Origin of the sequence: Blastomonas ursincola, assembly GCF_013607875.1 — a bacterium.
GTDB lineage: Bacteria > Pseudomonadota > Alphaproteobacteria > Sphingomonadales > Sphingomonadaceae > Blastomonas > Blastomonas ursincola.
Genome location: NZ_VDES01000005.1, coordinates 30,800 through 56,113 on the forward strand (window position 1 = coordinate 30,800; position 25,314 = coordinate 56,113).

The 25,314-nt window shown below is 65.8% G+C and carries 25 protein-coding genes; 12 read left to right on the forward strand and 13 right to left on the reverse strand.

Translation table 11 applies throughout. The features are described 5' to 3' along the window. Positions 1-25: 25 nt before the first annotated feature. Positions 26-2,161 carry a PQQ-dependent dehydrogenase, methanol/ethanol family gene (locus FG486_RS17665; protein ID WP_181268540.1) on the reverse strand — a complete coding sequence of 712 codons (2,136 nt, stop codon included), beginning with the start codon at positions 2,159-2,161 and terminating at the stop codon, positions 26-28. 161 nt (positions 2,162-2,322) lie between these two features. On the opposite strand from FG486_RS17665, the gene FG486_RS17670 reads away from it, so the two are divergent. The 4 genes from FG486_RS17670 to FG486_RS17685 all read left to right on the forward strand — a co-directional run bounded on the left by FG486_RS17670 (position 2,323) and on the right by FG486_RS17685 (position 4,845). After that, the gene (locus FG486_RS17670; protein WP_181268541.1) at positions 2,323-2,700 is read left to right on the forward strand and encodes a VOC family protein; all 378 of its coding nucleotides are present in this window, start codon (positions 2,323-2,325) and stop codon (positions 2,698-2,700) included. Between the two features lie 142 nt (positions 2,701-2,842). Beyond that, entirely contained in the window at positions 2,843-3,046 is a 204-nt protein-coding gene (gene rpmI / locus FG486_RS17675) for a 50S ribosomal protein L35 (protein ID WP_023837522.1), read from the forward strand. Between the two features lie 43 nt (positions 3,047-3,089). Then, entirely contained in the window at positions 3,090-3,452 is a 363-nt protein-coding gene (gene rplT, locus FG486_RS17680; RefSeq protein WP_023837523.1) for a 50S ribosomal protein L20, read from the forward strand. Between the two features lie 100 nt (positions 3,453-3,552). After that, positions 3,553-4,845: a YfiM family lipoprotein gene (locus FG486_RS17685; protein ID WP_181268542.1), complete on the forward strand. Its 1,293-nt coding sequence runs from the start codon at positions 3,553-3,555 to the stop codon at positions 4,843-4,845. A 63-nt stretch (positions 4,846-4,908) separates the two neighbouring features. On the opposite strand, the gene FG486_RS17690 is transcribed toward FG486_RS17685, so the two are convergent. Next, positions 4,909-5,451 carry a YceD family protein gene (locus tag FG486_RS17690; protein ID WP_181268543.1) on the reverse strand — a complete coding sequence of 181 codons (543 nt, stop codon included), beginning with the start codon at positions 5,449-5,451 and terminating at the stop codon, positions 4,909-4,911. Beyond that, positions 5,451-5,978, reverse strand: coding sequence for a ubiquinol-cytochrome C chaperone family protein (locus FG486_RS17695; protein ID WP_137775729.1), 528 nt, complete (start codon positions 5,976-5,978; stop codon positions 5,451-5,453). Before FG486_RS17695 ends, FG486_RS17690 begins: the two co-directional genes overlap by 1 nt. Before the next feature lie 175 nt (positions 5,979-6,153). Between FG486_RS17695 and FG486_RS17700 the strand changes: the two genes are divergently transcribed. Then, the gene (locus FG486_RS17700) at positions 6,154-6,654 is read left to right on the forward strand and encodes an outer membrane protein assembly factor BamE (RefSeq protein WP_060979261.1); all 501 of its coding nucleotides are present in this window, start codon (positions 6,154-6,156) and stop codon (positions 6,652-6,654) included. Positions 6,655-6,669: 15 nt separating this feature from the next. Here FG486_RS17700 and FG486_RS17705 read toward each other — a convergent pair whose 3' ends face one another. Continuing rightward, positions 6,670-7,983: a hemolysin family protein gene (locus FG486_RS17705; RefSeq protein ID WP_181268544.1), complete on the reverse strand. Its 1,314-nt coding sequence runs from the start codon at positions 7,981-7,983 to the stop codon at positions 6,670-6,672. A gap of 216 nt (positions 7,984-8,199) precedes the next feature. Between FG486_RS17705 and FG486_RS17710 the strand changes: the two genes are divergently transcribed. After that, positions 8,200-8,880 (forward strand): YiaD family glycine zipper/OmpA-like lipoprotein, encoded by a 681-nt coding sequence (locus tag FG486_RS17710; RefSeq protein WP_137775727.1) that lies wholly within the window; start codon positions 8,200-8,202, stop codon positions 8,878-8,880. A gap of 63 nt (positions 8,881-8,943) precedes the next feature. Here FG486_RS17710 and FG486_RS17715 read toward each other — a convergent pair whose 3' ends face one another. Genes FG486_RS17715 through FG486_RS17725 form a run of 3 tightly spaced genes read right to left on the reverse strand, consistent with a single transcriptional unit; the run spans position 8,944 to position 10,690 of the window. Continuing rightward, positions 8,944-9,342, reverse strand: a complete 399-nt coding sequence (locus FG486_RS17715; RefSeq protein WP_181268545.1) for a VOC family protein — start codon at positions 9,340-9,342, stop codon at positions 8,944-8,946. A gap of 4 nt (positions 9,343-9,346) precedes the next feature. Continuing rightward, positions 9,347-10,201 (reverse strand): oxygen-dependent coproporphyrinogen oxidase, encoded by an 855-nt coding sequence (gene hemF / locus FG486_RS17720; protein ID WP_066277533.1) that lies wholly within the window; start codon positions 10,199-10,201, stop codon positions 9,347-9,349. A gap of 27 nt (positions 10,202-10,228) precedes the next feature. Further along, complete coding sequence (locus FG486_RS17725) at positions 10,229-10,690, reverse strand: tRNA (cytidine(34)-2'-O)-methyltransferase (protein ID WP_181268546.1); 462 nt, start codon at positions 10,688-10,690, stop codon at positions 10,229-10,231. A 271-nt stretch (positions 10,691-10,961) separates the two neighbouring features. Between FG486_RS17725 and petA the strand changes: the two genes are divergently transcribed. The 4 genes from petA (at position 10,962) to FG486_RS17745 (ending at position 15,378) form a co-directional block, all read left to right on the forward strand. After that, positions 10,962-11,516 (forward strand): ubiquinol-cytochrome c reductase iron-sulfur subunit, encoded by a 555-nt coding sequence (petA, locus tag FG486_RS17730; protein ID WP_420542539.1) that lies wholly within the window; start codon positions 10,962-10,964, stop codon positions 11,514-11,516. A 12-nt stretch (positions 11,517-11,528) separates the two neighbouring features. Next, positions 11,529-12,824: a cytochrome b gene (locus FG486_RS17735; protein ID WP_066277526.1), complete on the forward strand. Its 1,296-nt coding sequence runs from the start codon at positions 11,529-11,531 to the stop codon at positions 12,822-12,824. Positions 12,825-12,854: 30 nt separating this feature from the next. Continuing rightward, on the forward strand, positions 12,855-13,697 hold the full coding sequence (locus FG486_RS17740; protein WP_060979240.1) for a cytochrome c1: 843 nt from the start codon (positions 12,855-12,857) through the stop codon (positions 13,695-13,697). A 1,204-nt stretch (positions 13,698-14,901) separates the two neighbouring features. Next, on the forward strand, positions 14,902-15,378 hold the full coding sequence (locus FG486_RS17745; protein ID WP_181268547.1) for an FAD dependent oxidoreductase family protein: 477 nt from the start codon (positions 14,902-14,904) through the stop codon (positions 15,376-15,378). 83 nt (positions 15,379-15,461) lie between these two features. Here FG486_RS17745 and FG486_RS17750 read toward each other — a convergent pair whose 3' ends face one another. From FG486_RS17750 to hemC, 5 genes are all read right to left on the reverse strand, one after another. After that, entirely contained in the window at positions 15,462-17,597 is a 2,136-nt protein-coding gene (locus tag FG486_RS17750; RefSeq protein ID WP_181268548.1) for a transglycosylase domain-containing protein, read from the reverse strand. Between the two features lie 84 nt (positions 17,598-17,681). Next, complete coding sequence (gene mobA, locus FG486_RS17755) at positions 17,682-18,311, reverse strand: molybdenum cofactor guanylyltransferase (protein ID WP_181268549.1); 630 nt, start codon at positions 18,309-18,311, stop codon at positions 17,682-17,684. 9 nt (positions 18,312-18,320) lie between these two features. Continuing rightward, positions 18,321-19,226, reverse strand: a complete 906-nt coding sequence (locus FG486_RS17760; protein ID WP_181268550.1) for a mitofilin family membrane protein — start codon at positions 19,224-19,226, stop codon at positions 18,321-18,323. Further along, positions 19,223-19,948: a uroporphyrinogen-III synthase gene (locus tag FG486_RS17765; protein ID WP_181268551.1), complete on the reverse strand. Its 726-nt coding sequence runs from the start codon at positions 19,946-19,948 to the stop codon at positions 19,223-19,225. The genes FG486_RS17760 and FG486_RS17765 overlap by 4 nt, the downstream gene beginning before the upstream one ends. Then, positions 19,948-20,928 carry a hydroxymethylbilane synthase gene (gene hemC / locus FG486_RS17770; RefSeq protein WP_181268552.1) on the reverse strand — a complete coding sequence of 327 codons (981 nt, stop codon included), beginning with the start codon at positions 20,926-20,928 and terminating at the stop codon, positions 19,948-19,950. The genes FG486_RS17765 and hemC overlap by 1 nt, the downstream gene beginning before the upstream one ends. A 40-nt stretch (positions 20,929-20,968) precedes the next feature. On the opposite strand from hemC, the gene tsaD reads away from it, so the two are divergent. Together tsaD and FG486_RS17780 are read left to right on the forward strand one after the other, a co-directional pair. Continuing rightward, positions 20,969-22,132: a tRNA (adenosine(37)-N6)-threonylcarbamoyltransferase complex transferase subunit TsaD gene (tsaD, locus tag FG486_RS17775; protein ID WP_181268553.1), complete on the forward strand. Its 1,164-nt coding sequence runs from the start codon at positions 20,969-20,971 to the stop codon at positions 22,130-22,132. Beyond that, on the forward strand, positions 22,129-23,112 hold the full coding sequence (locus FG486_RS17780; protein ID WP_181268554.1) for an NAD(P)H-dependent glycerol-3-phosphate dehydrogenase: 984 nt from the start codon (positions 22,129-22,131) through the stop codon (positions 23,110-23,112). Before tsaD ends, FG486_RS17780 begins: the two co-directional genes overlap by 4 nt. Positions 23,113-23,115: 3 nt before the next feature. Here FG486_RS17780 and FG486_RS17785 read toward each other — a convergent pair whose 3' ends face one another. Further along, on the reverse strand, positions 23,116-25,059 hold the full coding sequence (locus FG486_RS17785) for an alkyl/aryl-sulfatase (protein WP_181268555.1): 1,944 nt from the start codon (positions 25,057-25,059) through the stop codon (positions 23,116-23,118). Positions 25,060-25,314: the final 255 nt, after the last annotated feature.

The window sequence follows — 25,314 nt, forward strand, 5'->3', positions numbered from 1 at the left end:
CGGGGCCTGACGCCCCGCCGCCGCGTCACTTCATCGCGACCTTCTTCGTCATCAGGGCCTTGTCCTCGTTGGCGCGCGCGATGACATATTGCCGGATGCTGTCTATCTCGGGCTTCGACATGACCGGCGCGAAGCTGACCATGCCATTGTCCTTGAGCGCACCGTCATGGACGATCATCTGCCAGTTCTCGGCGCTGGAGAGCGTGCCCGAATAGCGCAGATCGGGGATGATGCCGCCACGGCCCGAGGCCTGGACCGCCGCATCGCCATGGCAGACAGTGCAATAGCGGCCATAGAGCTGCGCGCCGCCCTGCACGACATCGGCTGCAGCCGTGAGGCCAGGCGGATCGAGCGGCAGCGCGTCGGCAGCGGGCATCGCGGGCAGCTTGCCCTTGCCGCCCAGCTTGAACACCAGCAGACGCGAGATGTTGCGCACCGGGCCCGACATGTCGCTGAGCACGCCGGCGGTGATCGGCCAGGCGCCGCCCCACCCGGCGAGCACCGCGACATACTGCTCGCCATTGATGCTGTAGGTCATCGGTGCTGCGACCACGCCGGTCTGTGCCTCGAAGCTCCACAGATTCTTGCCGCTGGCCGAATCATAGGCGACGAAATTCCCCATCGCATTGCCCTGGAAGACAAGGCCGCCAGCGGTGGCCAGCACGCCGCCGTTCCACGGACCGCCCAGGGTCACGCGCCAGCGTTCCTTCTGCGCCACCGGGTCCCAGGCGATAAGCACGCCCTTGGTCGCCTTTTTCGCGGCCTCGCGCACGGCATTGTCGGCGGGCATCGCGTTGTTCGCGGTGTCCATCCCGACATTGAAGCCGATCTTGGAGGGCTTCCAGCCGGCCGCCGGGATATAGGGATAGCTGGTGATCTGCGCCGGGATGAACACGAGCTTCTGCTTGGCGTCATAGGCCATCGGGTGCCAGTTGTGCGCGCCCAGCGGGCCGGGCGAGACGATGAAGGGCTTGCCTGTCTTGTCGACGCGCGCGGCCGGGTTCTCGATCGGGCGGCCGGTTTTCTGATCGATGCCCGTCGCCCAGTTGACCGGCACGAAATTGTTGGCGGAGATGAACTCGCCGGTCGTGCGGTCGATCACGTAGAAAAAGCCGTTCTTGGGCGCCTGCATCAGCACCTTGCGCGTCTTGCCGCCGATTTCCAGGTCGGCGAGCATGATATGCTGGGTCGCGGTATAGTCCCAGGTCTCGCCCGGCGTGGTCTGGTAGTGCCAGGCATATTCGCCGGTCTTCACCTTGATCGCGACGATCGACGACAGGTACAGGTTGTCGCCGCCGCCGGGGCTGCGATAGGCCTGGTTCCAAGGCGATCCGTTGCCGACGCCGACATAGAGCAGGCCAAGTTCGGGATCATAGGCCATTGCGTCCCAGACGGTGCCGCCGCCGCCGATATTCCAGTATTCGCCCTTCCAGCTGGTCTCAGCGGCTTTCAGATATTCCGCTTCGTTCGCGCCGGGCCGGTCGGGCACGGTGTAGAATTTCCACAGCTGCTTGCCGGTCGCGGCATCATAGGCGGCGACGAAACCGCGCACGCCGAATTCCGCGCCGCCATTGCCGATGATGACCATGCCGTCGATCACGCGCGGCGCACCGGTGATGGTGTACGACTTGTCCTGATCGACCGTCACCTTGCTCCAGATCTCGCGGCCGGTGCCGCGGTCGAGCGCGATCAGGCGGCCGTCGAGCGTGCCGAGGAACAGCATGTTGCCCCAGGCGGCGAGGCCGCGATTGACGACGTCGCAGCACGCCTTGACCCCGGTTTCGCCGGGCACCTTGGGGTCATAGTCCCACAGCGGCTTGCCGGTGGTGGCGTCGAACGCCTTGACCTTCGACCAGGCGGTGGTGACGTAGATCTTGCCGTCGATCACCAGCGGCGTCGCCTCCTGGCCGCGCGCGGTATCGAGATCGGCATACCAGGCGAGGCCCAGCTCGCCGACATTGCCGGTATTGATCTGGTCGAGCGGGCTGAAGCGCTGCTCGTCATAGGTGCGGCCATAGCTCAGCCATTCCTCGCCGCTGGCCTTGATGATCCGCGCGCCATCGATGCCGGTGGTGTCGGTCGCCTTGTTGTCCGCGCCTCCGCCCGAACAGGATGCCATCAGCAGCGCCAGCGCCGCCCCCACAGCCGCTTTCAGCTTCATCGCCCTCGTTCCTCTCTCCATGTGCCCAGCCCGTTTTGTCTTGACCTTTGGCGGTCAATGGCTGTCTTTGCGCAACCGGATATTGACGGGGGCCAGACGGCTTGTCCATGGTGATTTAACCACTCGGTTAAGAGCTGGCCGATCAACAACAGGAGAGTTCCATGTTTTCACACGTCATGCTGGGCGCGGACGATATCGACGCGTCCAAGGCGTTCTACGATGCGACCATGGTTGCGCTGGGCGGCAAGCCCGGAATGGTCGACCCCAAGGGCCGCGTCATCTACATGAACAATGGCGGGCTGTTCCTGCTGACCAAGCCGATCGACGGCCAGCCGGCGAGCTGCGGCAATGGCAGCACCATCGGCTTTGCAGCCAGCTCTACCGAGGCCTGCGATGCATGGCACGCGGCCGGCCTGGCGCATGGCGGCACCGCGATCGAGGACCCGCCGGGCGTGCGCGAAGGCGCGGGCATGAAGCTGTATCTCGCCTATCTGCGCGACCCTGCCGGCAACAAGATCTGCGCGATGCACCGGCTCTGATCGGATCATAGCCGCCGCGTGGGATTCTGTGCCTTGCAATTGGCGCAGAATCCCGCTAGGCGCGCACGCTTCCGAATAAGCGGGCTGGCTGGTTATGGGCTGCCATGTTCGCTTGATGCGGATTTCCAAAAAGGAGACCAAAATGCCCAAGCTGAAGACCAAGAGCGGCGTCAAGAAGCGCTTCAAGCTCACCGCCACCGGCAAGGTGAAGCACGGCGTCGCTGGCAAGCGCCACCGGCTGATCAGCCACAATGCCAAGTATATCCGCCAGAATCGCGGCACCAGCGTCATTTCGGACGCCGATGCCAAGACCATCAAGAAATGGGCGCCCTACGGCCTGGGTTGATCCCGCCGGACCCCTTCTCTCGATTTTCACAAGGATATAACTCATGGCACGCATCAAACGGGGTGTTACCACCCGCGCCAAGCACAAGCGCATTCTCGCACAGGCGAAGGGCTATTATGGCCGTCGCAAGAACACCATCCGCATCGCCCGTCAGGCCGTCGAAAAGGCAGGTCAGTATGCCTATCGCGACCGCAAGGCCAAGAAGCGCAACTTCCGCGCTCTGTGGATCCAGCGCATCAACGCTGCGACCCGCATGGAAGGCCTGACCTATGGCCGCTTCATGCATGGCCTGAAGCTCGCCGGAATCGAACTGGACCGCAAGGTCCTGGCCGATCTCGCGATGAACGAGGGCGAAGTGTTCAAGGGTCTGGTCAAGCAGGCACAGGCAGCTCTGCCCGCCGCCTGATCCGGTACCTTTATCGGTTCAACGCAATAAGCGCCGAAGTCCTCGCGATTTCGGCGCTTTTTGCTTGCGCAGGGCCCAGTCGCGCCCACAAGGCCGCACGATGACCCCCGCAGCACCGAAACCGCGCACGCGCTCCCGCTGGACGCTGCTGCTGCGCCTGCTGGCGCTGGCGATGCTGGTCGCGGCCTTTCTGGCGATCGATGGCGAACCGCTGGTCGGGCCGCCGGTCCCGCCCGATGCGCGCAGCATCGCTCTGGCGCGCGGCATCGCCAAGCAGGTCGCGGGGCAGAATGCCGTCGCGGGCGCGCGCGAAACGATCGTCCTGCGGCAGAGCGAGCTCGACGGCTTTTCGGCCATGGCGAGCCAGGTAATCGCGCCGAGCCGGGCCGAGGCGCGGCTGATCGCACCCCCGGGACGCGCCGCTGCGCCGCCCGAACTCGTGCTGCGGCTGAGCCGCAGCCTGCCGCTGGGCGCGTGGCTGAATCTCGAGGCGAGGGCGCACAGCACCGGCGCAGGCCGGGGACTGCCTACCGTGCGCGCCAGCATCGGCCATCTGCCCGTTCCGGCCTGGCTGATGCGGTGGCTGATCGGTCAGGCCTGGTCGATCGCCCAGCCCGACATGCCCGATCCGCCGACGCTCGAGGAGACATTGCTGCAGGTGCAGATCGCGCCGAAAGCCGCGCGTGTCGTGCTGATCAATCCCGGGCGCAACGCGGCGCTTGCGGGCCTTGCGCAGCTGGGCGGCACGGCCAGCGATCCGCGCTGGGTGGCGCGCGCCTATTGCGCGCTGTCGCGCCATGCCGATCCTGATCTGGCCGTCATCGTCCGCCGCGCATGGCAGCTGGAGCGTCCGGCGGAGCTCGGCCCGGCCGAACAGAATCGCGGCCTGCTCCTTGCGGTCGCGATGCGGACGGTGCCCGAATATCGCGATCGCCTCGCCGGGGCATCGCTGCCGCTGGTGAGCGCATGCTCCCCGCCCGACGACCCGGTCGCGCTGGCAGGGCGCGGCGATCTCGCCAAGCACTGGGCGCTCTCCGCCGCGCTGGGGGCGAGCCTGGGTGGTCAGGCGGCGCAGTCGCTGGGTGTGTTCAAGGAGCTGTCGGACAGCCTCAAGGGCGGATCGGGCTTTTCGTTCGTCGATCTTGCCGCCGACCGCTCGGGCGAACGCTTCGCCCGCGCCGCGACCAACCCGCAGCTGGCCCGCTTCCTCCAGACCCGGCTGGCGGCGGTGACCGACGATCAGCTGTTGCCGGGCGAGGCGCTGGACAGACCCGAGGGCCTGGATGCCGGGCTGTTCGAGCGCACCTATAGCAGCATCGATTCGCCCGAATATGTGGCCGCTGTGGCCGCGATCGATCGGCTGCTCGACAATATCGGCGTACCCAAGCCCTAGAGCCCTCATGCGGCAACCCCGAAGGGGCTCCGTCCGGGTGATCCAGATTGGTCGGAAAGGGCTCTAGCTCTTGGTGTCCTGGCCTTTTTTCAACGCCTGCAGCGCCGCGAAAGGCCCGCTCGCTTCGGGCGTGGAGAGGCCGTATTCGGCGCGCGCGGCTTCGGCATTCGGCCCTTCGGCATAAGGGTCGATCTCGAGCGCCAGCGTCTGCGCGATCGCCTCGCCCAGATCGATGCTGCTGCCCGAATAGGCAATGGTATCGAGATCGTCGCTGCTGAGCTCGATTTCCTCTCCGGCATCGGCCAGCGCGGCCTCATATTCAGCTTCGGGCACGAAGCGCAGCCGATAGTCGGAGGCAATGTGCACCGGGAAATCCTCGCCCGAAATCGCGCAGGACTGGACCAGCGCCGCCTCGATCCGTCCCGAGACATCGACACCCGAGGCGCGCTCCTCGATGCTGGCGGTCGCCGTCAGCGAACCGATCGAGACGATATCGAACCGGCGTGCGAGCGCGGCACGCTCTGCCTCGTCGGCGCTCAGTTCGACAATCTGCCGGGGAATCGCGCGAAGGTCGACGGGGCGCGAAAATTCGGTCGGCTCCTGCATCAGAAGCTCCCCTGCATGATCGTTGTCGCCGGAAGGACGCGAAGCCGCGCATAAAGCTGCGCCAGATGATCGGCCGTGGCGGTGACGGCGGCGTCGTCGACCGGGGCGTCGCGATAGAGGTTGCGGCGCAGCGCCTGGGCGAGCTGGTCGCCATTGCCGCTGGCCAGCGCCTCGCGATATGCCCCCAGCCGGCCGCCCAGGGCGCTCATCATCTTGCCGATATGCTTGCCGACCACGAGATCGCCGACGCCGTTCTGGCGCAGCTGCCCGTCCATGTCGTCGACGAACAGTTCGGCAAGGAAAACCGAGAACTGGCGAACCTGCGGGTCGGTATCGTCATGCTCCAGCCGCAGCAGCACCGCGGCGAGCACCATCGTCACCGCCTCGAACCGGCCGTCGACGCTGTCCTCGACCTTTCCGTCGAGATACCAATAGGGGTCGCGGCCCATGGCGATGATGCGGTCATAGGCTGCGCGCGCGATCTCGCGCGGGTCCTTGCGGCTGAACAGGCGGGAGAGGACGGACATGGGGCGTGTGATATCCTGCAGGGAAATCGCGGCGTTAAGCCACAATTCATTGGCCACTTGTGATGCAGCGGCTTAGTGCATATTGAGGCGCCAACGGCAAGTTGCAAGACATGCGGCATGGCTTGCGCCTGACAGCATCGCGCCGCAGACATCGCGGATAGACCGCCAAGGAATGATGATGACCAGCAAAGCTCCGACCTCTCGCGCGACCCGGTTTTCGCGCCCCCGCGCTGCTTTGCTGGTGGCGATGGCAGCGCTGCCGCTGCTGGCGGGATGCGGCCAGCTGCGCGGGCATCAGGGTTTCATCTATGACCAGACGCTGGCGGGTCAGATCCTGCCCGGGGTCGACAATCGCCAATCGGTCGAGCGCACACTGGGCCGCCCGACCTTTACCGGCCAGTTCAGCGACAGCGAATGGTATTATTTCGCGCGCGACACGCGCCAGCTCGCCTTTGCCAATCCGCGCCCGACCGCGCAGCAGGTGATGCGCGTCAAGTTCGATGCCGCCGGCAATGTCGCGGCGGTCGATTTCACCGGGCTCGATCAGGTCGCGAAGATCGATCCCGAAGGCGAAAAGACGCCGACGCTCGGCCGCAAGCGCACCTTCTTCCAGGATCTGTTCGGCAATATCGGCGCGGTGGGTGCCCCGGGCGCGGGCGCAGGCGCGCCGCAATAAGCGCGTCGCCGCCGGTCAGTCGCTCTCGGCGATCCGGCTGACCAGCAGCTTGTCGACCTTGCGATTGTCCATGTCGACAATCTCGAACCGCCAGCCCTGATCGTTGAACACCTCGCCCTCCTTGGGCAGGTGGCGCAGGCAGTGCAGCACATGACCGGCTGCCGTCGCATAATCGCGGTCCTCGGGCAGCGAAATCCCAAGCCGCTCGGCCATCGCGTCTGCGGGCAGCCCGCCCGAGATCAGCAGGCTCCCGTCGGCGCGCTCGACCACCATCGGCGAATCGCCTTCGCCCTGGTCCGAGGCAAAATCGCCGACCAGCGCCTGCAACAGGTCTGCCGGCGTCACCAGCCCTTCGAAATGGCCATATTCGTCATGGACGAGCGCCATCGGCACCTCGCCCTTCTGCAACACTTTCAGCGCATCCATCGCATCGACGCGGTCGGGCACGATCGGTGCTGTGCGGGCCAAAGCGGCAAGGTCGAGCGGCGCGCCCTCGATGATCGCGGTCAGCAGGTCGCGCACGGTGACGATGCCGATAATCGCGTCGACCGAACCATTGGCGACCGGCAGGCGGCTGTGCGGCGAATCCGCCATGATCCGGCGAAGATCGTCGAGCCCGGCATCGGCGGGCAGCCAGTCGACCTCGGTGCGCGGCGTCATCACCTCGCGCACCGGACGGTCGGCGAGGCGGACCACGCCCGAGATGATCGCGCGTTCGGATTCCTCGATCACCCCCGATTTGGTCGCCTCGGCAAAGATCATCTGCAGCTCTTCGGCAGTGACGATGTTTTCCGATTCGCGGTTCAGCCCGAGCAGGCGGAAGATGAGCGCGCTCGACCGGTCGAGCACCCAGACCAGCGGCGCGGCGCCGCGCGCCATCAGGTCCATCGGGATCGCCATGATGACGGCCAGTTCCTCGGCCTTGCGCAGCGCGAACTGCTTGGGCACCAGCTCGCCGATCACCAGCGACAGATAGGTGGTCACGCCGATGACCAGCGCAAAGCCCACGCTGTCGGCAATATCGGCTGGCACGCCGACCAGCGCCAGCCGCTCGCCGACCGGAGCGCCGAGGCTCGCGCCCGAATAGGCCCCCGCCAGAATGCCGATCAGGGTGATGCCGATCTGCACGGTGGAAAGGAACTTGCCCGGATCGGACCCCAGCTTGAGCGCGGTGCGCGCGCCGTTGCTGCCATCGCGCGCCATCGCTTCCAGCTTGGCGTTGCGCGCCGAGACGATCGCAAGCTCGGACATCGCAAAGACGCCATTGAGCACGATCAGCGCCAGGATGATGACGACATCGAGCCAGGGAAAGGGGGGAAGAGGGTCCATCGGGCCTTACAGGGTTAAGCGTGCACCCTATATCGTGCGGGCGCGCGGTGTCACGTGCTTTCGCACCTGCAACCAGACCCGCAAACGGGCTGCGCGTTCCCGGAAATTAAACGATGTTACATTCGGGTTCGGGAACCATTCAGCCGCGAAACCGAATAAGCGGATGAGACGCAGCGATGCGTCTGCACGATGAAAGACATTTCGCGGGAGCTAATGATGAACAGCAAGACCATCCGTATCGCCGCCCTTGCGGGCCTGGCCAGCCTGGCACTCAGTGCCTGCGTCACCGATCCGGAAACCGGCCAGCAGCGCATCAGCAAGTCCGCGATCGGCGGCATCGGCGGCGCGCTCGGCGGCTATCTGCTGGGCGATATCGTCGGTGGTCGCCGCGACCGGACCGAGAAGATCGTGGGCGCGGGCATTGGCGCGGTGGCCGGTGCAGGCATCGGCTATTATCTCGACCAGCAGGAGCGCGAACTGCGCCAGAAGACCGCTGGCACCGGCATCGACGTCGTCCGCGACGGCGACAGCCTGCTGCTCAACATGCCGAGCCAGGTGACCTTTGATGTCGACAGCTCGGCGGTGAAGCCCGAATTCCGCAACACGCTGAATGATGTCGCGTCGACCCTGGTCCAGTACGAGAGCACCTATATCGACGTATACGGCCATACCGATTCGACCGGCAGCGATGCGTACAACCAGACCCTGTCCGAACGCCGTGCGCAGTCGGTGGCGAGCTATCTGACCACGCGCGGCGTCCAGTCGGCGCGCCTGGCCACGCGCGGCTTCGGCGAATCGCAGCCCGTCGCATCGAACACCACCGAGGATGGACGCGCCCAGAACCGCCGCGTCGAGATCCGCATCGTCCCGGTGACCCAGGCCGATGTGAACGGCTGATAGCCAGCTCCATTCCCGCAAGAGGGGCGCGCGCTGCACCAGCGGCCGCACCCCTTTTTGCGTTTACCCCGCGAAGAAATTGAGCTCGAGCAATACCCCGTTCGGGTCGAGCGTGAACAGCTGCTTGAGGCCGATCGCCTCGACCTCGTTGACGCGATAGTCCGCTCCGCGCGCCTCGAGCCGGGCGACCATCGCGGGATAATCCCGGCAACGGAAGGCGACGTGGTGGATCGATCCGGTCGGCCCGGGGGTGACCGCGCGGTCATAGGTGCGCGGGCAGTCGGTGCTGTTGATATGCACCACCGCGTTGCCCGCCGCATCGTACGCCCAGCGGGCATTGTCGGGCGTCAGCGGCGGCGGCGCGAGGCGGATCTCGAGCTGGAGCAGCTCGGCATAGAAGCGTGCGGTGCCCATGAGATCATCGGTGATGATGTTGACATGGTCGAGCCGCTCGATCGTCATCGGCTCATTCCCAGACCGCTTCGGGCGGCAGGCTCATCAGGATGGCGTCGATATTGCCGCCGGTCTTGAGGCCGAACAATGTGCCGCGATCGTGGATCAGGTTGAATTCGGCATAGCGGCCGCGCCAGACCAGCTGCTGGTGCTTTTCGGCAGGCGAAAATTCCTGGCCCATCCGCCGGCGCACCAGCGCGGGGAAAATGTCCAGAAACGCGCGGCCGACATCCTGGGTGAAGGCGAAATTCGCATCGAACGCGGCCTCGTCCGGGCATTCGAGATGATCGTAGAAGATGCCGCCGACGCCGCGGTGCACGCCTCTGTGGGGGATATAGAAATAGTCGTCGGCCCAGGCCTTGAACTTCGCATGATAGTCCGGATTGTGCGCGTCGCACGCCGCCTGCATCCGGCTGTGAAAATCGTCCGTATCTTGCGCGTAGGGCAGCGGCGGGTTGAGATCGGCTCCACCGCCGAACCATGCCTTGGTGGTCACAAGAAAACGGGTGTTCATATGCACCGCAGGCACGTGCGGATTCGACATATGGGCGACCAGGCTTATTCCGGTCGCAAAGAAGCGCGGGTCCTCGCCCGCGCCGTGGATCGATTTGGCGAATTCCTCGCTGAACCGGCCCTCGACGGTCGACACGTTGACGCCGGCCTTTTCGAACACCTTGCCCTTGATCAGCCCGCGAACGCCGCCGCCGCCGGGCGATCCGTCCGCCTCGGTCCGCTCCCAGGGGGTATATTCGAAGCTCGCATCGCTTCCCGCCTCGCGTTCGATCGCGGTGAATTCGGCGCAGATCGCGTCGCGCAGGCTTTCAAACCACGCGCGGGCCTTGGGCTTCTGTTCGGTCCAGTCAGTCATCGCGCTCCCCTATATGGTGATGGCCGATCATGCCTCACCCAGTCTTCGTGTCTGCCGCAGCGCCTCGCCCAGCGCAATCCCGGTGGCAACCGATATGTTCAGCGATCGGACACCCGCGGTCATCGGAATGGTGGTCTGCAGGTCGCAGGCGTCGCGCACATGATCCGGAACGCCTGCGCTTTCCGAGCCCATCAGCAGGATGTCATTGTCCTGGAACGCGGTGCGGTAGATGCTTGTGCTGGCCTTGCTGCTCATCAGCACGAGCCGCGCGCCGCTGTCGCGCGCGAACGCCCGAAAGCTTGGCCAGTCGGCATGACGCGTCATCTCGGCGAGCGGACCGTAATCCATCGCCGCGCGCTTCAGCCGCTTGTCGTCGAACACGAAGCCGCAAGGCTCGATGATCTCCACCGGCACCGCCAGGCAAGCGGCCAGGCGGAGAATGGCTCCCACATTTCCGGCGATTTCGGGTTGGTACAGGGCAATGCGCATCGCCCCTTCATAGCGCGCGCGGCGCGGCTGTCACCTGTCCTGCTCGGTCCGGCGCGTGCACGGCACGGCATAACGGCGCAGAATCGGCGGAATGATGCTGCGGCGCGCCAATTTCCCTGTTGGCAAGATGACGATTTTGCGTCTATCAGGCCCGCAATCATGCGGACGGGCCAGGGGCGAAGCCGTGCCATGCCGCTTCCTATATCGATAAAAAACGTATCCTTTTCAATAACTTGAGGGTCAGGTTAGCGACATGGCAGAACAAGTCACGATGAATCAAGATGGCACCGCTGCCGTCGAATCCGATGGCGTGCGTCGCCGCGATTTCATCAACATCGCCGCGGTCAGCTTTGCTGGCGTCGGTGGCGCATCGGTGCTGATCCCGCTGATTACGCAGATGGCGCCCAGCAAGGACGTGCTGGCGCAGGCCTCGACCGAGGTCGATGTCTCGGCGGTGCAGCCGGGCCAGGCGATCAAGACCGTGTGGCGAAAACAGCCCATGTTTATCCGCAACCTGACGCCGGAAGAAATTTCCGCAGCCGACAAGGTCGACGTGGCGTCGCTGCGCGATCCGCAGTCGCTTGCCGATCGCACGCTGCCGGGCAAGACCAACTGGCTGGTGACGCTGGGCGTCTGCACGCATCTCGGCTGCGTGCCGCTGGGCGCGGCCGCCGGTGAGGTGAAGGGCGAATTCGGCGGCTATTTCTGCCCGTGCCATGGTTCGCATTATGATACCGCCGCGCGCATCCGCAAGGGTCCGGCGCCGAAGAACCTTGAAGTGCCGGAATATGAATTCCTGTCAGACACTGTCATCAAGATCGGTTGAGGAGCATAGATCATGAGCTTTTCCTGGGCCAAGCACTACGAACCCAAGTCCGATCTGACCAAATGGCTGGATGAGCGCCTGCCGCTCCCCCGTCTGGTCTATGGTGCGATCGGCGGCGGCTATCCTGTGCCGCGCAATCTCAATTATTTCTGGAATTTCGGCGTGCTCGCCGGCATCGCGCTGGTCATCCAGATCGTCACCGGCATCATCATGGCGATGCACTATGCGCCCAACGCGCTGGTCGCCTTCGATTCGACCGAACATATCATGCGCGACGTGAACTGGGGCTGGATGCTGCGCTATGCGCACGCCAACGGCGCCAGCTTCTTCTTCATCGTCGTCTATATCCATATCTTCCGCGGCCTCTATTTCAGCTCGTACAAGGCGCCGCGCGAAATGATCTGGCTGCTCGGCCTGGTCATCTTCCTGCTGATGATGGCGACCGCCTTCATGGGCTATGTGCTTCCCTGGGGCCAGATGAGCTTCTGGGGTGCCAAGGTGATCACCGGCCTGTTCGGCGCCATTCCGCTGGTCGGCGAACCGATCCAGACCTGGCTGCTCGGTGGTTTCGCCCCCGATAACGCCGCGCTGAACCGCTTCTTCTCGCTGCACTATCTGCTGCCGTTCGTCATCGCCGGTGTCGTCATCCTGCACATCTGGGCGCTGCACATCCCGGGCTCGTCGAACCCGACCGGCGTGGAAGTGAAGTCGGAATCGGACACCGTGCCGTTCCATCCCTATTACACCGCGAAGGACGGTTTCGGCCTGGGCGTGTTCCTGATCCTGTTCTGCTCGGTGCTGTTCTTTGCGCCGAACGCACTGGGTCACCCGGACAACTACATCCCGGCCAACCCGCTCTCGACCCCGGCGCACATCGTTCCCGAATGGTATTTCTGGCCGTTCTACGCGATCCTGCGCGCCTTCACCTTCGACTTCTTCATCGTGCCGGCCAAGCTGCTCGGCGTGCTGGCGATGTTCGCATCGATCCTGCTGCTGTTCTTCCTGCCTTGGCTCGATCGCTCGCCCGTCCGTTCGGGCAACTATCGTCCGCTGTTCCGCACCTTCTTCATCATCCTGGTGCTGGACGTGCTGCTGCTCGGCTATCTCGGCGGCGCACCGGCTGAAGAACCCTATGTGATGCTCAGCCAGCTGGCTTCGGCTTATTATTTCGCACACTTCCTGATCATCCTGCCGATCATCTCGAAGATCGAAAAGCCCAAGCCGCTGCCCTTCTCGATCACCGAAGCGGTGCTCGGCAAGGACAGCTCCGGCTCGGTTGGTGGCCCTGCGCTGCAGCCCGCCGAATAAGCCCTGACGCTAAAAGGAAAGTCATTCGACATGATTCGCATTGGTGCATTTTTGGTCGGGCTGTTCTTCAGCGGCTGGCTGCTGGTGTCCTTCGGAGTTGGCGCGGCCGCCTATATCAGCGAGCCGCCCCAGCCGACGGCAGAACATGAATTCCACCTCCACCCCAAGAAGCTGGCGCTGAGCAGCGATGGTCCGATGGGCAAGTTCGATCGCCAGCAGCTGCAGCGCGGTTTCCAGGTGTACAAGGAAGTCTGCTCGGCCTGCCACTCGATGCGTCTGGTCGCGTTCCGCAACCTGACCGAGCTGGGCTATACCGAGGACGAAGTGAAGGCGATCGCTGCCAACTGGGCGACGCAGACCCCGTCGATCGATCCGGCCACGGGCGAGCCGACCACGCGCAAGCCGCTGCCGCAGGACTATATCCCCTCGCCGCACGCCAACGAAACCGCCGCCCGAGCCGCCAACAACAACGCCCTGCCGCCTGATCTTTCGCTGATCACCAAGGCGCGTCACGGCGGTGCGGCCTATGTCTATTCGCTGCTGACCGGCTATCAGGATCCGCCGGCGGAACTCGCCAAGAAGTTCCCCGACGCGATGCCGGGACCGGGCCTCAACTATAACCCCTATTTCGCGAACCTGAACATCGCGATGGCCAACCCGCTGGGTAGCGACGGCATCGTCACCTATTCGGACGGCACCAACGCCACCCGCGAACAGATGGCCAAGGACGTCGCCGCGTTCCTGGTGTGGACCGCAGAGCCCACGCTGGAAAAGCGCCACCAGACCGGCTGGGCCGTGCTGATCTTCCTGATCATCGCGACGGGCCTCGGCTATATGGCCTATCGCAACGTCTGGGCGGGCGTGAAGCACTAAGCTTCTGACGCCGCACAGAACCGAAAACCGATCCGGCCCGGCAGCGCAAGCTTCCGGGCCGGATTGCGTTTGGGGTGCGGCGTTCAAGCTGTCCTCGAACAAGCTGGCCGTTCGGGAAGCGACCCCGTTTCTGTTTCTACCGGCTAATCGCAAGCTTGCCCTTCCGGACGCTCGCTCGCTAGCTTGTAACGGCGGCACCGAGTTGACGCCCAGTCCATCAACCTTGGCTCCAAGCAACATCCCAGACACCGCTTGCGAAAGCAGGTCGATTCAGAGAAAGATGCCTTATGGCATTCCTAGTTCTGTTCTTTGCTCTCGTTACGGCGGCAACGGTCGATACGCAAAGTGAGGGCGCGCCCACCAATGATGAGGCGCAGCCATCAAGTGCTTGTCGCTATGACTTGGCGATCCGCACCAGTAATGCTGCTCGCTCATGGAACGACTTTGAGTTTGATACCCAGAAGCTTGGCGGGCCAATGTGGTACAACTCTCGAGGCTGTTATGTCCAAGCCGTTGAGGCTGCCCGCGATTATCTCGCCACAGGGCCGCTGCTGACAACCCGCCAGCACGCGATCACGACCTTCCACATGTCGCGCAATCTCGCGCGTTCCGGAGCAGATGCAGGTACGCGTGCAGCCGCAGCGCTGCTAGCGGCTGCATCCCGACGAGCGGATCAGGCTCCAGATGCCGCGCTTGATTGGAACACATATGTTACTGGGTTTACCGCCTACCTTACTGGCGATCGCGCTACTCTGGAACGCGCGCGGGATGCGTTGATAGCAGCAAGTGGCGAGGGCAACGTGACAAATGCAGCTGTCTTGGCGCGAGCAGCCCGTTGCATCGAGCGCCCGTTTCTGGATGTCGAGACAAGCGACGACTGTCGCGCACCGGAGCCCGATCGCGGGGCACCGTCAGGCTACGATGATGCAGCCGCCTCACATCATGGTCCCTGGTCTTGCATAAATGACAAGGATTGCGTTCGAGAGATTGTGCGAGCAGCCCCCTCTCCCCTCCGAGGGAGAGGGTTGCGAAGCCTTATGAGCGAAGCGAATTAGGCGAAGCTGGGAGAGGGGGCCATGCACCCACGCCGAAGTCATAGCGGGGCCTTCGACGAGCTCAGGCTGAGCGGAGCTGGGGTATGCTAAGACCTGCGTTCGTTTTGCGACGCCATTGCTGCCGTCCGTAAATTGGGTCACAATGCCATATGCGCAAAGATCAAGCAGTTCGCTGGGTGCCGACTGACGATTTGCCCGAGCTTCCTCTTGCAGCTTTGGACCTTTCATACGACGCGTCGCAAAACCTTCTTACGGCCCATGTATATTTTCGGGACTTATCCGCAGCTGGCCTCCCCCAGTTTGAGCCGCACATTCGTGGGCTGACGATTGCTTTCAATAACGTCGAAGCGTTCAAGGCCTATGAGGAGTACGCCGACCCTATCTATGCTGCAGGTGATGATGTCCCTTTGCTCACTGAAAGCGTGCCCTATGGCGGGACATGGGGCTTGATCCAGATGCATCGTTCTTCATGGCTTGAGCGGCTTTCCATACGAAACGGGAGTTGGTCAGCTGAAACAGCCAGTCACTGGGTAGTGAAGACGGGCGATATGGTGCTGCATGTTGCAACTCGGCTCGGTACCGCGCCCGACTTCCAAGGCTGGCTGGAGAAGTCTGAGCAAGAATAATTGCGATCAGCCGCAAATCAGGCGGTGTCTGCTATAACTGATCGCAATGCTCACGCCCGAAATTGGACGCCCGCCGTACCGCCCTACTGCCCCTCTTCCTCGCGCAATCTCGGCGCGACCCGGTCGTCCTGCGGGTTCGGCGGCGGTCTGCGCACTGGCGGGCGCGGTTCGGCCTGGCGGACCTGCGGGCGTTGCGGCTGAGTGTCGCGGCCCAGAGCGCGGTCGATGAAATTCTCGTCGAGCCGTTCGGGCTGTTGCGCCTCGCCCGGGATGCCGCCGCCGTTCTGGGGCGGGCTGATGCCTTCGCCCTGGCCGACCGGATTGCCGTTCTCGTCGATGAAGATCACGTCGTCGGGCGAGCCGAAATAGGCCTCGTCATCGGGCTCCAGCTCGGATTCGGGAAGCTTGAGCTCGGTCTCGAACGGCTCGATCTTGCGCTTGGCTACCGCGACCTTCATGAAAGCGGCAAAGGCGCGCGCGGGCGCGGTGCCGCCCTGGAGGCCGCCCACGGGCCGGGCATCGTCGCGGCCCATCCACACGCCGGTGGTGATGCCGCTCGAAAAGCCGAGGAACCAGCCGTCCTTGTTGCTGTTCGTCGTGCCGGTCTTGCCCGCGACGGGCCGGCCGATCTGTGCGGCGCGGCCGGTGCCGACATTGACTGCGGTCTGCAGCAGGTCGGTCATGCCCGCCGTGACATAGGGGGGCACCAGCACCTGGCTCATGTCCGCCTCGTGCTGGTAGAGCAGCTCGCCCTTGCTCGTCGTCACCTTGGTGATGCCATAGGGCGCGATGGCCACGCCGCCCGAGCTGACCCCGGCAAAGGCGCGCACCATGTCGATCACGCGCACTTCGGACGATCCCAGCACCATCGAGGGCAGGGTGGTGATCGGCGTGGTGATCCCGAAGCGGCGCGCCATGTTGGCGATCGTGCTGGTGCCGACATCCTCGCCGATACGCGCGGCGACGGTGTTCTTCGAATAGGCAAAGGCGGTGCGCAGCGAGATGTCGCCGGCATAGCTGCCGCCGCTGTTGCGCGGGGTCCAGCCGCCGATGGTGATCGGCGCGTCGGTGACGATGTCCTCGGGCTTGTAGCCCGCCTCGAGCGCGGCCATGTAGACGAACAGCTTCCACGCCGATCCCGGCTGACGCAAGGCGCTGACGGCGCGGTTATAGTTCGAGGTGACGTAATCGGTGCCGCCGACCATCGCGCGCACCGCGCCATCGCGGTCGAGCGCGACCAGTGCTCCCTGTGCGCCTCCGGGGACATAGGCCTGGATTGCTGCGGTCCCTGCACGCTGCATATTGAGGTCGAGCGTCGTCCACACCACGATCGGCTCGTCATTCCCCTCGATCAGCGTATCGAGCTGTGGCAGCGCCCAGTCGGTGAAATAGCGCACCGAATTCTGGCCCTTTTCCGGCGCGAACTTCACCGCGTCCAGATCGGCCTCGGCGGCTTGCGCGGGCGTGATGGTGCCGACATCCTGCATCACCTGCAGCACCACCCCGGCGCGGCCGATCGCTGCCTCGCTGTCGGCGGTGGGCGAATAGCGCGACGGGGCCTTGACCAGCCCGGCGATGATCGCTGCCTCGGCGAGCGAGAGCGTGGTCGCATCGTGGTTGAAGAACTTGCGTGAGGCGGAATCGACGCCATAGGCGCCGCCGCCGAAATAGACCTTGTTGAGATACAGCTCGAGAATCTGGTCCTTGCTGAACTTCTGCTCGAGCGCGAGCGCGAGGATGCCCTCGCGGATCTTGCGGGTATACGAGCGGCTGTTGCTGAGGAAGATGTTGCGCGCCAGCTGCTGGGTGATGGTCGAGGTCGCGCGCAGCCGTCCGCCGCCGCTCGCGGTGGTGAAGATCGCGCGGCCGATGCCGATCACGTCGACGCCGGGATGATAGGCGAAGCGCCGGTCCTCGACCGAGATCATCGCATCCTTCATCACCTGCGGGATGTCCTCGATGTCGAGCCACTCGCCGAAACTGGGGCCGAGCTGCATGATCTCGGTGCCGTCGGCGGCCTTGACCAGGATCATCTGGCCGTTGGGCGAGGACTTGAGATCGTTGAAGCTGGGCAGCGATCCCATCACCGTCGCCACCGCGACAACCAGCGCGATCAGCCCGAAAAAGCTGGTCGCGGCACCGATCTTGACGATGCGCCAGAACCAGAGGCGGGCCCCGCTTCTGGGTGCGGCCGTGCCGCCCTTGTCTTTCACCGCCATGCCAGATTGGCCCCTGTGTTCCCTGCTGCGTGCCGCGTCGCGTGTCGGCGGCAAAGCGCCGCTCTATATGGTTTTCGGCTTTCGCTATGCTGAATATCGCGTTGACCCGGCCTCGCCAAGCCGTTTCCCACGCGTATCGAGCGCATGGCGGCGCGCGATTTCAAGATCTTGCGGCGTATTGACGTTCATCAGGGCACCGGCGTCTGGAAAGCACACCGCGCGCATGCCGATGGCCTCGCCCAGCCGCTGCAGCGACCAGCGTTCCTGGCATCGATCGGGCGGCAGCGCCTGCAGCACTGCGCGTGCGCTCCACAGCGCGAACACCGGTTGCAGCGCGCCATCTGCCTCGGCCATGGCGAGCGGGGCCTCGACCATCAGCCGCGCGGCCAGATCGTCGGGGACGAACGGCGCATCGACCGGACAGGTGACGAACGCGTCGCCGCCCCGGGCGCGCAGCGCGCTCGCGATCGATCGGATCGCGCCGACCGGGCCTGCGGGTGCACGGGCCTCGTCGCGGATGACGGCAAGGCCCGTGGCATAATCGTGCGCGGCCGACAGCCAGAGCGTGCCTGCCTGGCGTGCGAGCCGGGCCAGCACCCGGTCGATCATGCGCTGCCCGTCGATCTCGGCGAGCGCCTTGTCCTGTCCCTGCATCCGCCGCGACTGCCCGCCTGCGAGCAGCACGATCACGGGGTCTTGCAATGGTTCAGGCATCGGCAGGCCTCAGCCTGCGGGCGGAGCCAGCGGCGATGGCTGCTCGATCGGCTGGCCGGTCGCATCGCGCAGGCCGCGCGGCTCCAGGATCGCGGCGCTTTCGATGATGTCGAGCGCGCGCCGTGCCTCGGCATAGCTGCGCGCCTTGGCGATCCAGTCCGCAGCCTTGGCGCGACCGGGAAGCTTCTCGATCTCGCCGAGCGCGGCCTCGACCCGGCCCGCCTCAAGATAGCGCCGCGCGCGCTGCACGCGCTGGGTCGGGGTCTGCGATTCCTTGCCCGCCTGTTCGATCACGAACAGTTCGCTCGCCTCGCGATGCAGAGCCGCCCAGAAGCTCTCATTGGCAGCGCGGCCCGATCCCAGCGAGGGGCCGATCTCGTCGAGCTGCGCGCGCAGCTGGTCCATCGTCACCGGATTTTTCGAGGCGCGGATGATGGTGGCCACGGCATTGGGCTGCGCCGTGCCGAAGCGCAGCTGCAACTGGCCTTCCAGATAGCCCAGCGCCGATGCCCGGTCGAGCGCGCGGCGCGCGGCAAAGGCGATCAGCAACCCTTCGGCGCGCCCGGCATTGCCCGACGCCGCCTGGGCCTGGACGTTGATCAGCGACAGCCGGTTTTCCAGCTCCGCCACGCGCTGGTCGAGCGCGCCGGGTGGCACCGGGCCGCTGAGCATCCCTGTCGCCATCGACGGCGGGACCGCTGCAGGGGCCGGGCTGGCTGGATCTGCGGTGATCACGTTGCGGTCGATCGCAGCCTGGGGCGGGGCTGGCGTTTCGAACCAGCCGGACCGGGTGATGATCCAGCCGGAGAGCACCGCTCCACCGACAAAGGCAAGCAGCAGCAGGATCAGCAGCGAGCGCCCGCTCGCCCCCTGCCCCTGGCTGGGGCTTGCCTGGCGGGGTGTATCCACGTTCATTCGGTCTCCGGCTTTTTCGCCCGTTGGCGTCCCGCCTCATGCTGGCACAGCGTGGCGACGACGTCCAGCAAGGCGCGGTCGTCAGCGGCGGCAGCGATGCGCACGCTGGCCCAGCCGTCGCCCGCTGCATCGACCAGCGCCGGAGCGAACAGCGCAAGGCTGATATGGCCACGATCAATGCCTGCGCTGTCGACCAGCGTGCCGAAATGCTGTGCCGCGCGCGCCGAATGGAGCAGCACGATCGCAGGTCCCGTCAGCGCCTCGCGAAGGGCATCGGGCATCGGCAGCGCGCGCGAGCGATAGACGATGCGCGTATCGATCGCCAGGCGCGACGCGGGGAGATCGACCCGGTCCTCGCCCGCCAGCCGCAGCACGTGCAGATGCCCGTCCTCGACCAGCATCGGCAGCATCGCGGCAAGGCCTCCCGTGCCCTGGCCGCGCACGCGGAAGCCCAGATCGCTCGCCATGCGCGCGGTCTTGCCGCCAACGGCATAGACCGGCAGGCCCTTGAGGTCGGCGAGGGCCGGGCCGCCATGGCGGAACACATTGGCGCTGCCCACGAGCAGCGCGTCATAGGCTTGCGGGTCGGCGGGCGTCCAGGCGACCGGCTCGATCGCGAACAGCGGGGTCACCAGCGGGTCGTGACCGTTGGCGCGCAGCGCCTGTGCGGTCGCGGTCGCGCCGGGCTGCGGGCGCAGCACGATGATGCGCGCGCCTGCCATCACGCGGGGTTGAACAGCCGGGTGATCGTCTCGGGGGCGCGGGCGAGCAGTTCGGCAGCAAGGCTGGCCGGGCCCTGCGCATCGCCAGGGGCAAAGCGCGCCTCGCCCGCGACGTGCTCGGCACCATCTTCCGAATAGAGCATCGCGCGCAGGTGGACCGTCTCGCCATCCATCCGCGCGAGTGCCGCCACCGCCGAATGGCAATCGCCGCCCAGCGCGAACAGCAGCGCGCGTTCGGCGCGCACGCAGATCGAGGTGGGGGCGTTGTCGATGCCGCCGATCAGCGCGCGCATCGGAGCGTCATCGGCGCGCACCTCCACGCCGACCGCGCCCTGCGAGGGGGCAGGCAACCAGGTATCGCTGTCGAGCCGCGCCGAGACGAGCCCATCGAGCGTTTCGCCGAGGCGATCGAGCCCGGCGGCGGCGAGCAGCGTCGCATCGGCCTCGCCCGCCTGCAGCTTGCCGATGCGCGTGGCGACATTGCCGCGGAACAGCACGGTGGTGATGTCCGGGCGAATGCTGCGGATCTGCGCGGCGCGGCGCGGCGAGCTGGTGCCGAAGCGCGCACCTTGCGGCAACGCCTCGATGCTGGTCGCGCCCAGCAGCACGTCGCGCACATCGGCGCGCGGCAGCATTGCGGCGATGTGGAAAGCATCGGGCCGGACGGTCTCGACATCCTTCATCGAATGCACCGACAGGTCGATCGCGCCGCCGCCCAATGACCAGTCGAGCTCGCGCGTCCACAAGGCCTTGCCGCCGACATCGGCAAGCGGGCGGTCGGTGATGCGGTCCCCGCTCGCCACCACGGGGGAGAGTTCGACCTGATCCTCGGTCAAGCCCCAACGCTCGCGAAGCGCAGCGGCGGTCATCCGCGCCTGCGCCATGGCCAGCGGCGAGGCGCGCGTGCCCAGCCGGATCGGCCTTTGTTCCAGAATTTCCGCTATCCCCTCGGGCAGGCCCGCATGTGTCTCGTTACCCATGCCCTTGTGCTAGCGGCGTATGCCGATAAGGGGAAGCCTTATGGCAATCATCCTGGGCATCGAATCGAGCTGCGACGAGAGCGCGGCGGCGCTGATCGGGTCGGACCGCACGGTGCTGGCGCACCGGCTGGCGGGGCAGGAAGAGGCGCACAAGCCCTATGGCGGCGTGGTGCCCGAGATCGCGGCGCGCGCGCATGTGCAGGTGCTGACCCCGCTGATCGAAGCCGCGCTCAAGGATGCCGGGCTGGTGCTTGACGATGTCGACGCGATCGCCGCGACCGCAGGGCCGGGGCTGATCGGCGGGGTGATGGTCGGCCTGGTCACTGCCAAGGCGCTGGCGATGGCGGCGGGCAAGCCGCTGATCGCGGTCAACCATCTCGAAGGCCATGCGCTCTCGCCGCGCCTCGCCGACGCGAGCCTTGAATTCCCCTATCTGCTGCTGCTCGTCTCGGGCGGGCATTGCCAGATCCTGCGCGTCGATGGCGTGGGCCAGTATCGCAGGCTGGCGACGACGATCGATGATGCGGCGGGAGAGGCGTTCGACAAGACGGCCAAGATACTGGGGCTGGGCTATCCGGGCGGGCCGCGCGTCGAGGCGCTGGCCAGGCAGGGCGATCCGAAGGCAGTGCCGTTGCCACGCCCGCTGCTGGGCAGCGCCGAGCCGCATTTCTCGTTCGCGGGCCTGAAGAGTGCAGTGCTGCGCGCGGTGCAGAGCGGCACGCACCGGCCCGAGGACATTGCGGCGGGGTTTCAGCAGGCGGTCGTGGATTGCCTGGTCGATCGGCTGGAGCGAGCGCTTTCCCAGTCCAGTTCAACCCATTCCCCGTTTGTCCCGAGCGAAGTCGAGGGACGTGATCGCAAAGGGTCGCGCATGCGTCCCTCGACTTCGCTCGGGAACGCGGAGAATGTTGAGACCGCATTTGCTGGTGCCACGCCAGGCAAACCCAAGACCCTCGTCGTCGCAGGCGGAGTCGCGGCGAACGGCGCGATCCGTGCCGCGCTCGAATCCCTCGCCGCCCGGCACGATATGGGTTTTGTCGCCCCGCCGCTCTGGCTGTGCACCGACAATGCCGCGATGATCGGCTGGGCAGGGGCGGAGCGGTTCGCGCTGGGGCTGACCGATCCGCTCGATCTGCCCGCACGTCCGCGCTGGCCGCTCGATCCCGAAGCAGAAGCCGCGCGCGGCGCGGGGGTGAAGGCATGAGCAAGCAGGCGGTGGGCGTGATCGGCGGCGGTGCCTGGGGCACCGCGCTGGCGCAGATGCTGGCGAGCGACGGGCGCGCGGTGCGGCTCTGGGCGTTCGAAGCGCCGGTGGTCGAAGAGGTCAACGCGCAGCACCGCAATACGCCTTATCTCGCCGGGATTGACCTCAATCCCGGCATCCGCGCCACCACCGATCTGGCCGACCTTGCCGATCTGCCGATGCTGCTGGTGGTCACGCCCGCGCAGCACATGCGCCGCGTGCTCGCCGGGCTGCCGCAGGGCGAGGGGGATCTGGTGCTCTGCTGCAAGGGCATCGAGGAAGCGACCGGCGAGCTGATGGTGGATGCCGCGCGCGCCGCTGCGCCGGGACGCCCGCTTGCCGTGTTGTCCGGCCCCACCTTCGCGCATGAGGTGGCAAACGGCCAGCCGACCGCCGTGACGCTGGCATGCGAAAGCGAAGCACAATGGGACCGGATCGCGCCGCTGATCTGGCGACCTGCCTTCCGCCCGTATTTCAGCACCGACATCATCGGCGCGGAAATCGGCGGCGCGGTCAAGAACGTGCTCGCGATCGCTTGCGGCGTGGTCGAGGGGCTCCGCCTCGGCCAGAACGCCCGCGCCGCCCTGATCGCGCGCGGCTTTGCCGAAATGACGCGCTTCGGCCTCGCCTGCGGGGCGCAGGCCGAGACGCTCTCGGGCCTGTCGGGCCTCGGCGATCTGGTGCTTACCTGCTCGTCGATGAGCTCGCGCAATTTCTCGCTCGGCAAGGCGCTGGGCGAGGGACGCAAGGCCGCCGACGTGCTCGCCGACCGCGCGACGGTGGCCGAAGGCGCGTTCACCGCGCCGGTGCTGCAGCGCGTGGCGAAAGCGCGTGGCGTCGCGATGCCGATCGTCGATACCGTGTGCGCGCTGCTCGCGGGCCAGGTCGCGGCAGGCGATGCCGTCGCCGCGCTGCTCGCCCGCCCGCTGACTGCCGAATAGGGATCAGGGCGTCACCACCGCGAAGGCCGGGTCAAACGGCGGGTGCAGCATCAGCCAGCGCAGGAACAGCCCCGAATCGCCGTCGATCTTCATCGCGCCCGATCGCATCAGCGTCGGGAAATCGGTCTCGCCGATCACGATCGCGTCGAAATCCTTGCGATTGAGCGTCACCGTGGCATTGGCATCGGCGAGCGTCGCGCCATAGCGCGGCACCTCGACATCGCCATTGACCATGATGCCGAGCGTTTCCTTGGTGTCGGGCAGGATGAAGTTGATGCGCGCGCGCATGTTGCCCGCGCGCTCGGCGGCAAAGCGCGTCGCCAGCGCATCGAAGAATTCCGCCGTGGGGATGGCGCTGATGAAGCTGCGGCTCTGCGTGCTTGCCCCCTTGCGCGGCAATTCGGTCCCGCGCAGCGTCGCCGCGCCCGCCAGATAGTAATTGCGCCAGATGCCCGATTCGGCCGCAAAGCCGAGCGCCTCGTAGCTGTCGGCCAATGCGGCCTTGGCGGCGGCGTTGCCCGGTTCGGCAAAGACCAGATGGTTCAAGAGCTCGGCGGCCCAGCGATGGTTGCCCGCCGCTTGCGCCTTTTTGCCCGCTTCGAGCAGCTTGTCCGCGCCACCCGCCAGTTCGACATAGCCCTTGCCGGCGGCGACCGGGGGCAACGGGTTGAAATTCGCGGGAACGCCGTCCCACCAGCCGTAATAGCGCTGATAGGTCGCCTTCATATTGTGGTTGATCGTGCCGTAATAGCCGCGCGCGGCATAAGCCGCCTGCTGCGCCGCCGGTTCGGCAATGCCATCGGCGACCTCGTGCAGCGTCATGCCCGCATTCGCCCGTCCCAGGGTGCGGTCATGGACATAGCGATAGGCATCGCGCTGGTTTTCCAGATAGGCCGCCACCCGCGCCTGGCCCCAGGTCGGCCAGTTGTGCGAGGCGATCTGGACCTCGGCCTCGCCCCCCCATTTTACCAGCGCCTTGTCGATGATCTTCGACCAGCGCAGCGCATCGCGCACCTGCGCGCCGCGCAGCGTCAGGATGTTGTGCAGCGTCTTCACCGCAACCTCGGTGGTGTGCAGCACCTTGAAATCGGGGAGGTAGAACAGGAATTCGGCCGGAGCCTCGGTGCCTGCCGCGTCCAGAAAATCGAAGCGCACCCCGTCGATCACCTTGAGCCCGCCTTCGGGGCCGATCAGCATCGTCGGGGCCATGTAACCGGTGGTGCCGATCGACAGCCCGGTGCCCAGGCCGTTGTCGACCCGGCCTTGCGCCCCCGGCGCGAGCGCGGTGCCGAACATGTAACTCGACCGGCGGGTCATCGCGTTGCCCGCGAGCACATTCTCGCTCACCGCCTCTTCGGCAAAGCCGTGCGGCGCGACGATCTGCACCTTGCGCTTCTTTGCGTCGTCGGGTGAAAGGATGCCGCCCACCCCGCCGAAATGATCGGCATGGCTGTGGCTGAACAGCACGGCGGAAATCGGGCGCTTGCCGATCTTGCTCTCGGCCAGCTGCATCGCGGCGGCGGCGGCCTCTTCGGTCAGCAGCGGATCGACCACGATCCAGCCGGTCTTGCCTGAGATGATCGTCATCACCGCAATGTCATAGCCGCGCAGCTGCCAGACCTTGCCGGGGACGATCTCGAACAGCCCGTGGATATGATTGAGCCGCGCCTGCCGCCAGAGCGAAGGGTGGACCGTCGCAGGCGCAGCCTCGGCGTTGAGGAAGTCGAAGGCGGATGCGTCCCACACGGTCTTGCCGTCGGTGGTCTTGATCACGCCGCCCGGAATTTCGGCGATCTTGCCGCGCGTCGCGTCGGTCATGTCGCTGCCGTCGTCGGCAGGAAGCCGCGCGAGCACCGCCGCGCGCTCGGCATCGCTGAGCTGCGCCTGCGCGGCCGCGCCGCTGATCAGCGCGATCCCCATCGCGCCCGCTTTCAAAACCCGTTTCATCTGCACCCTCCTGTTTCGATCGCCTTGCGTCCGGCGAATTATTGGCAGTCATGCTGCCATATTCTCCATGCGCTGTCAGCCATTGATCGCACCCGACATCAAATCCCCCCCAATCGGGGTGTGGCGATGGGAAACAGCGGCTTAAGCCTGTCTTCAACGAAGCATCCGCTTTTCATCATCGGCCACCGAACATTCAGCAAACCGCGACCCTGCTGGCCGGTGACAGGTGATGAAAAGGCGATCCCGGCGGGTTCA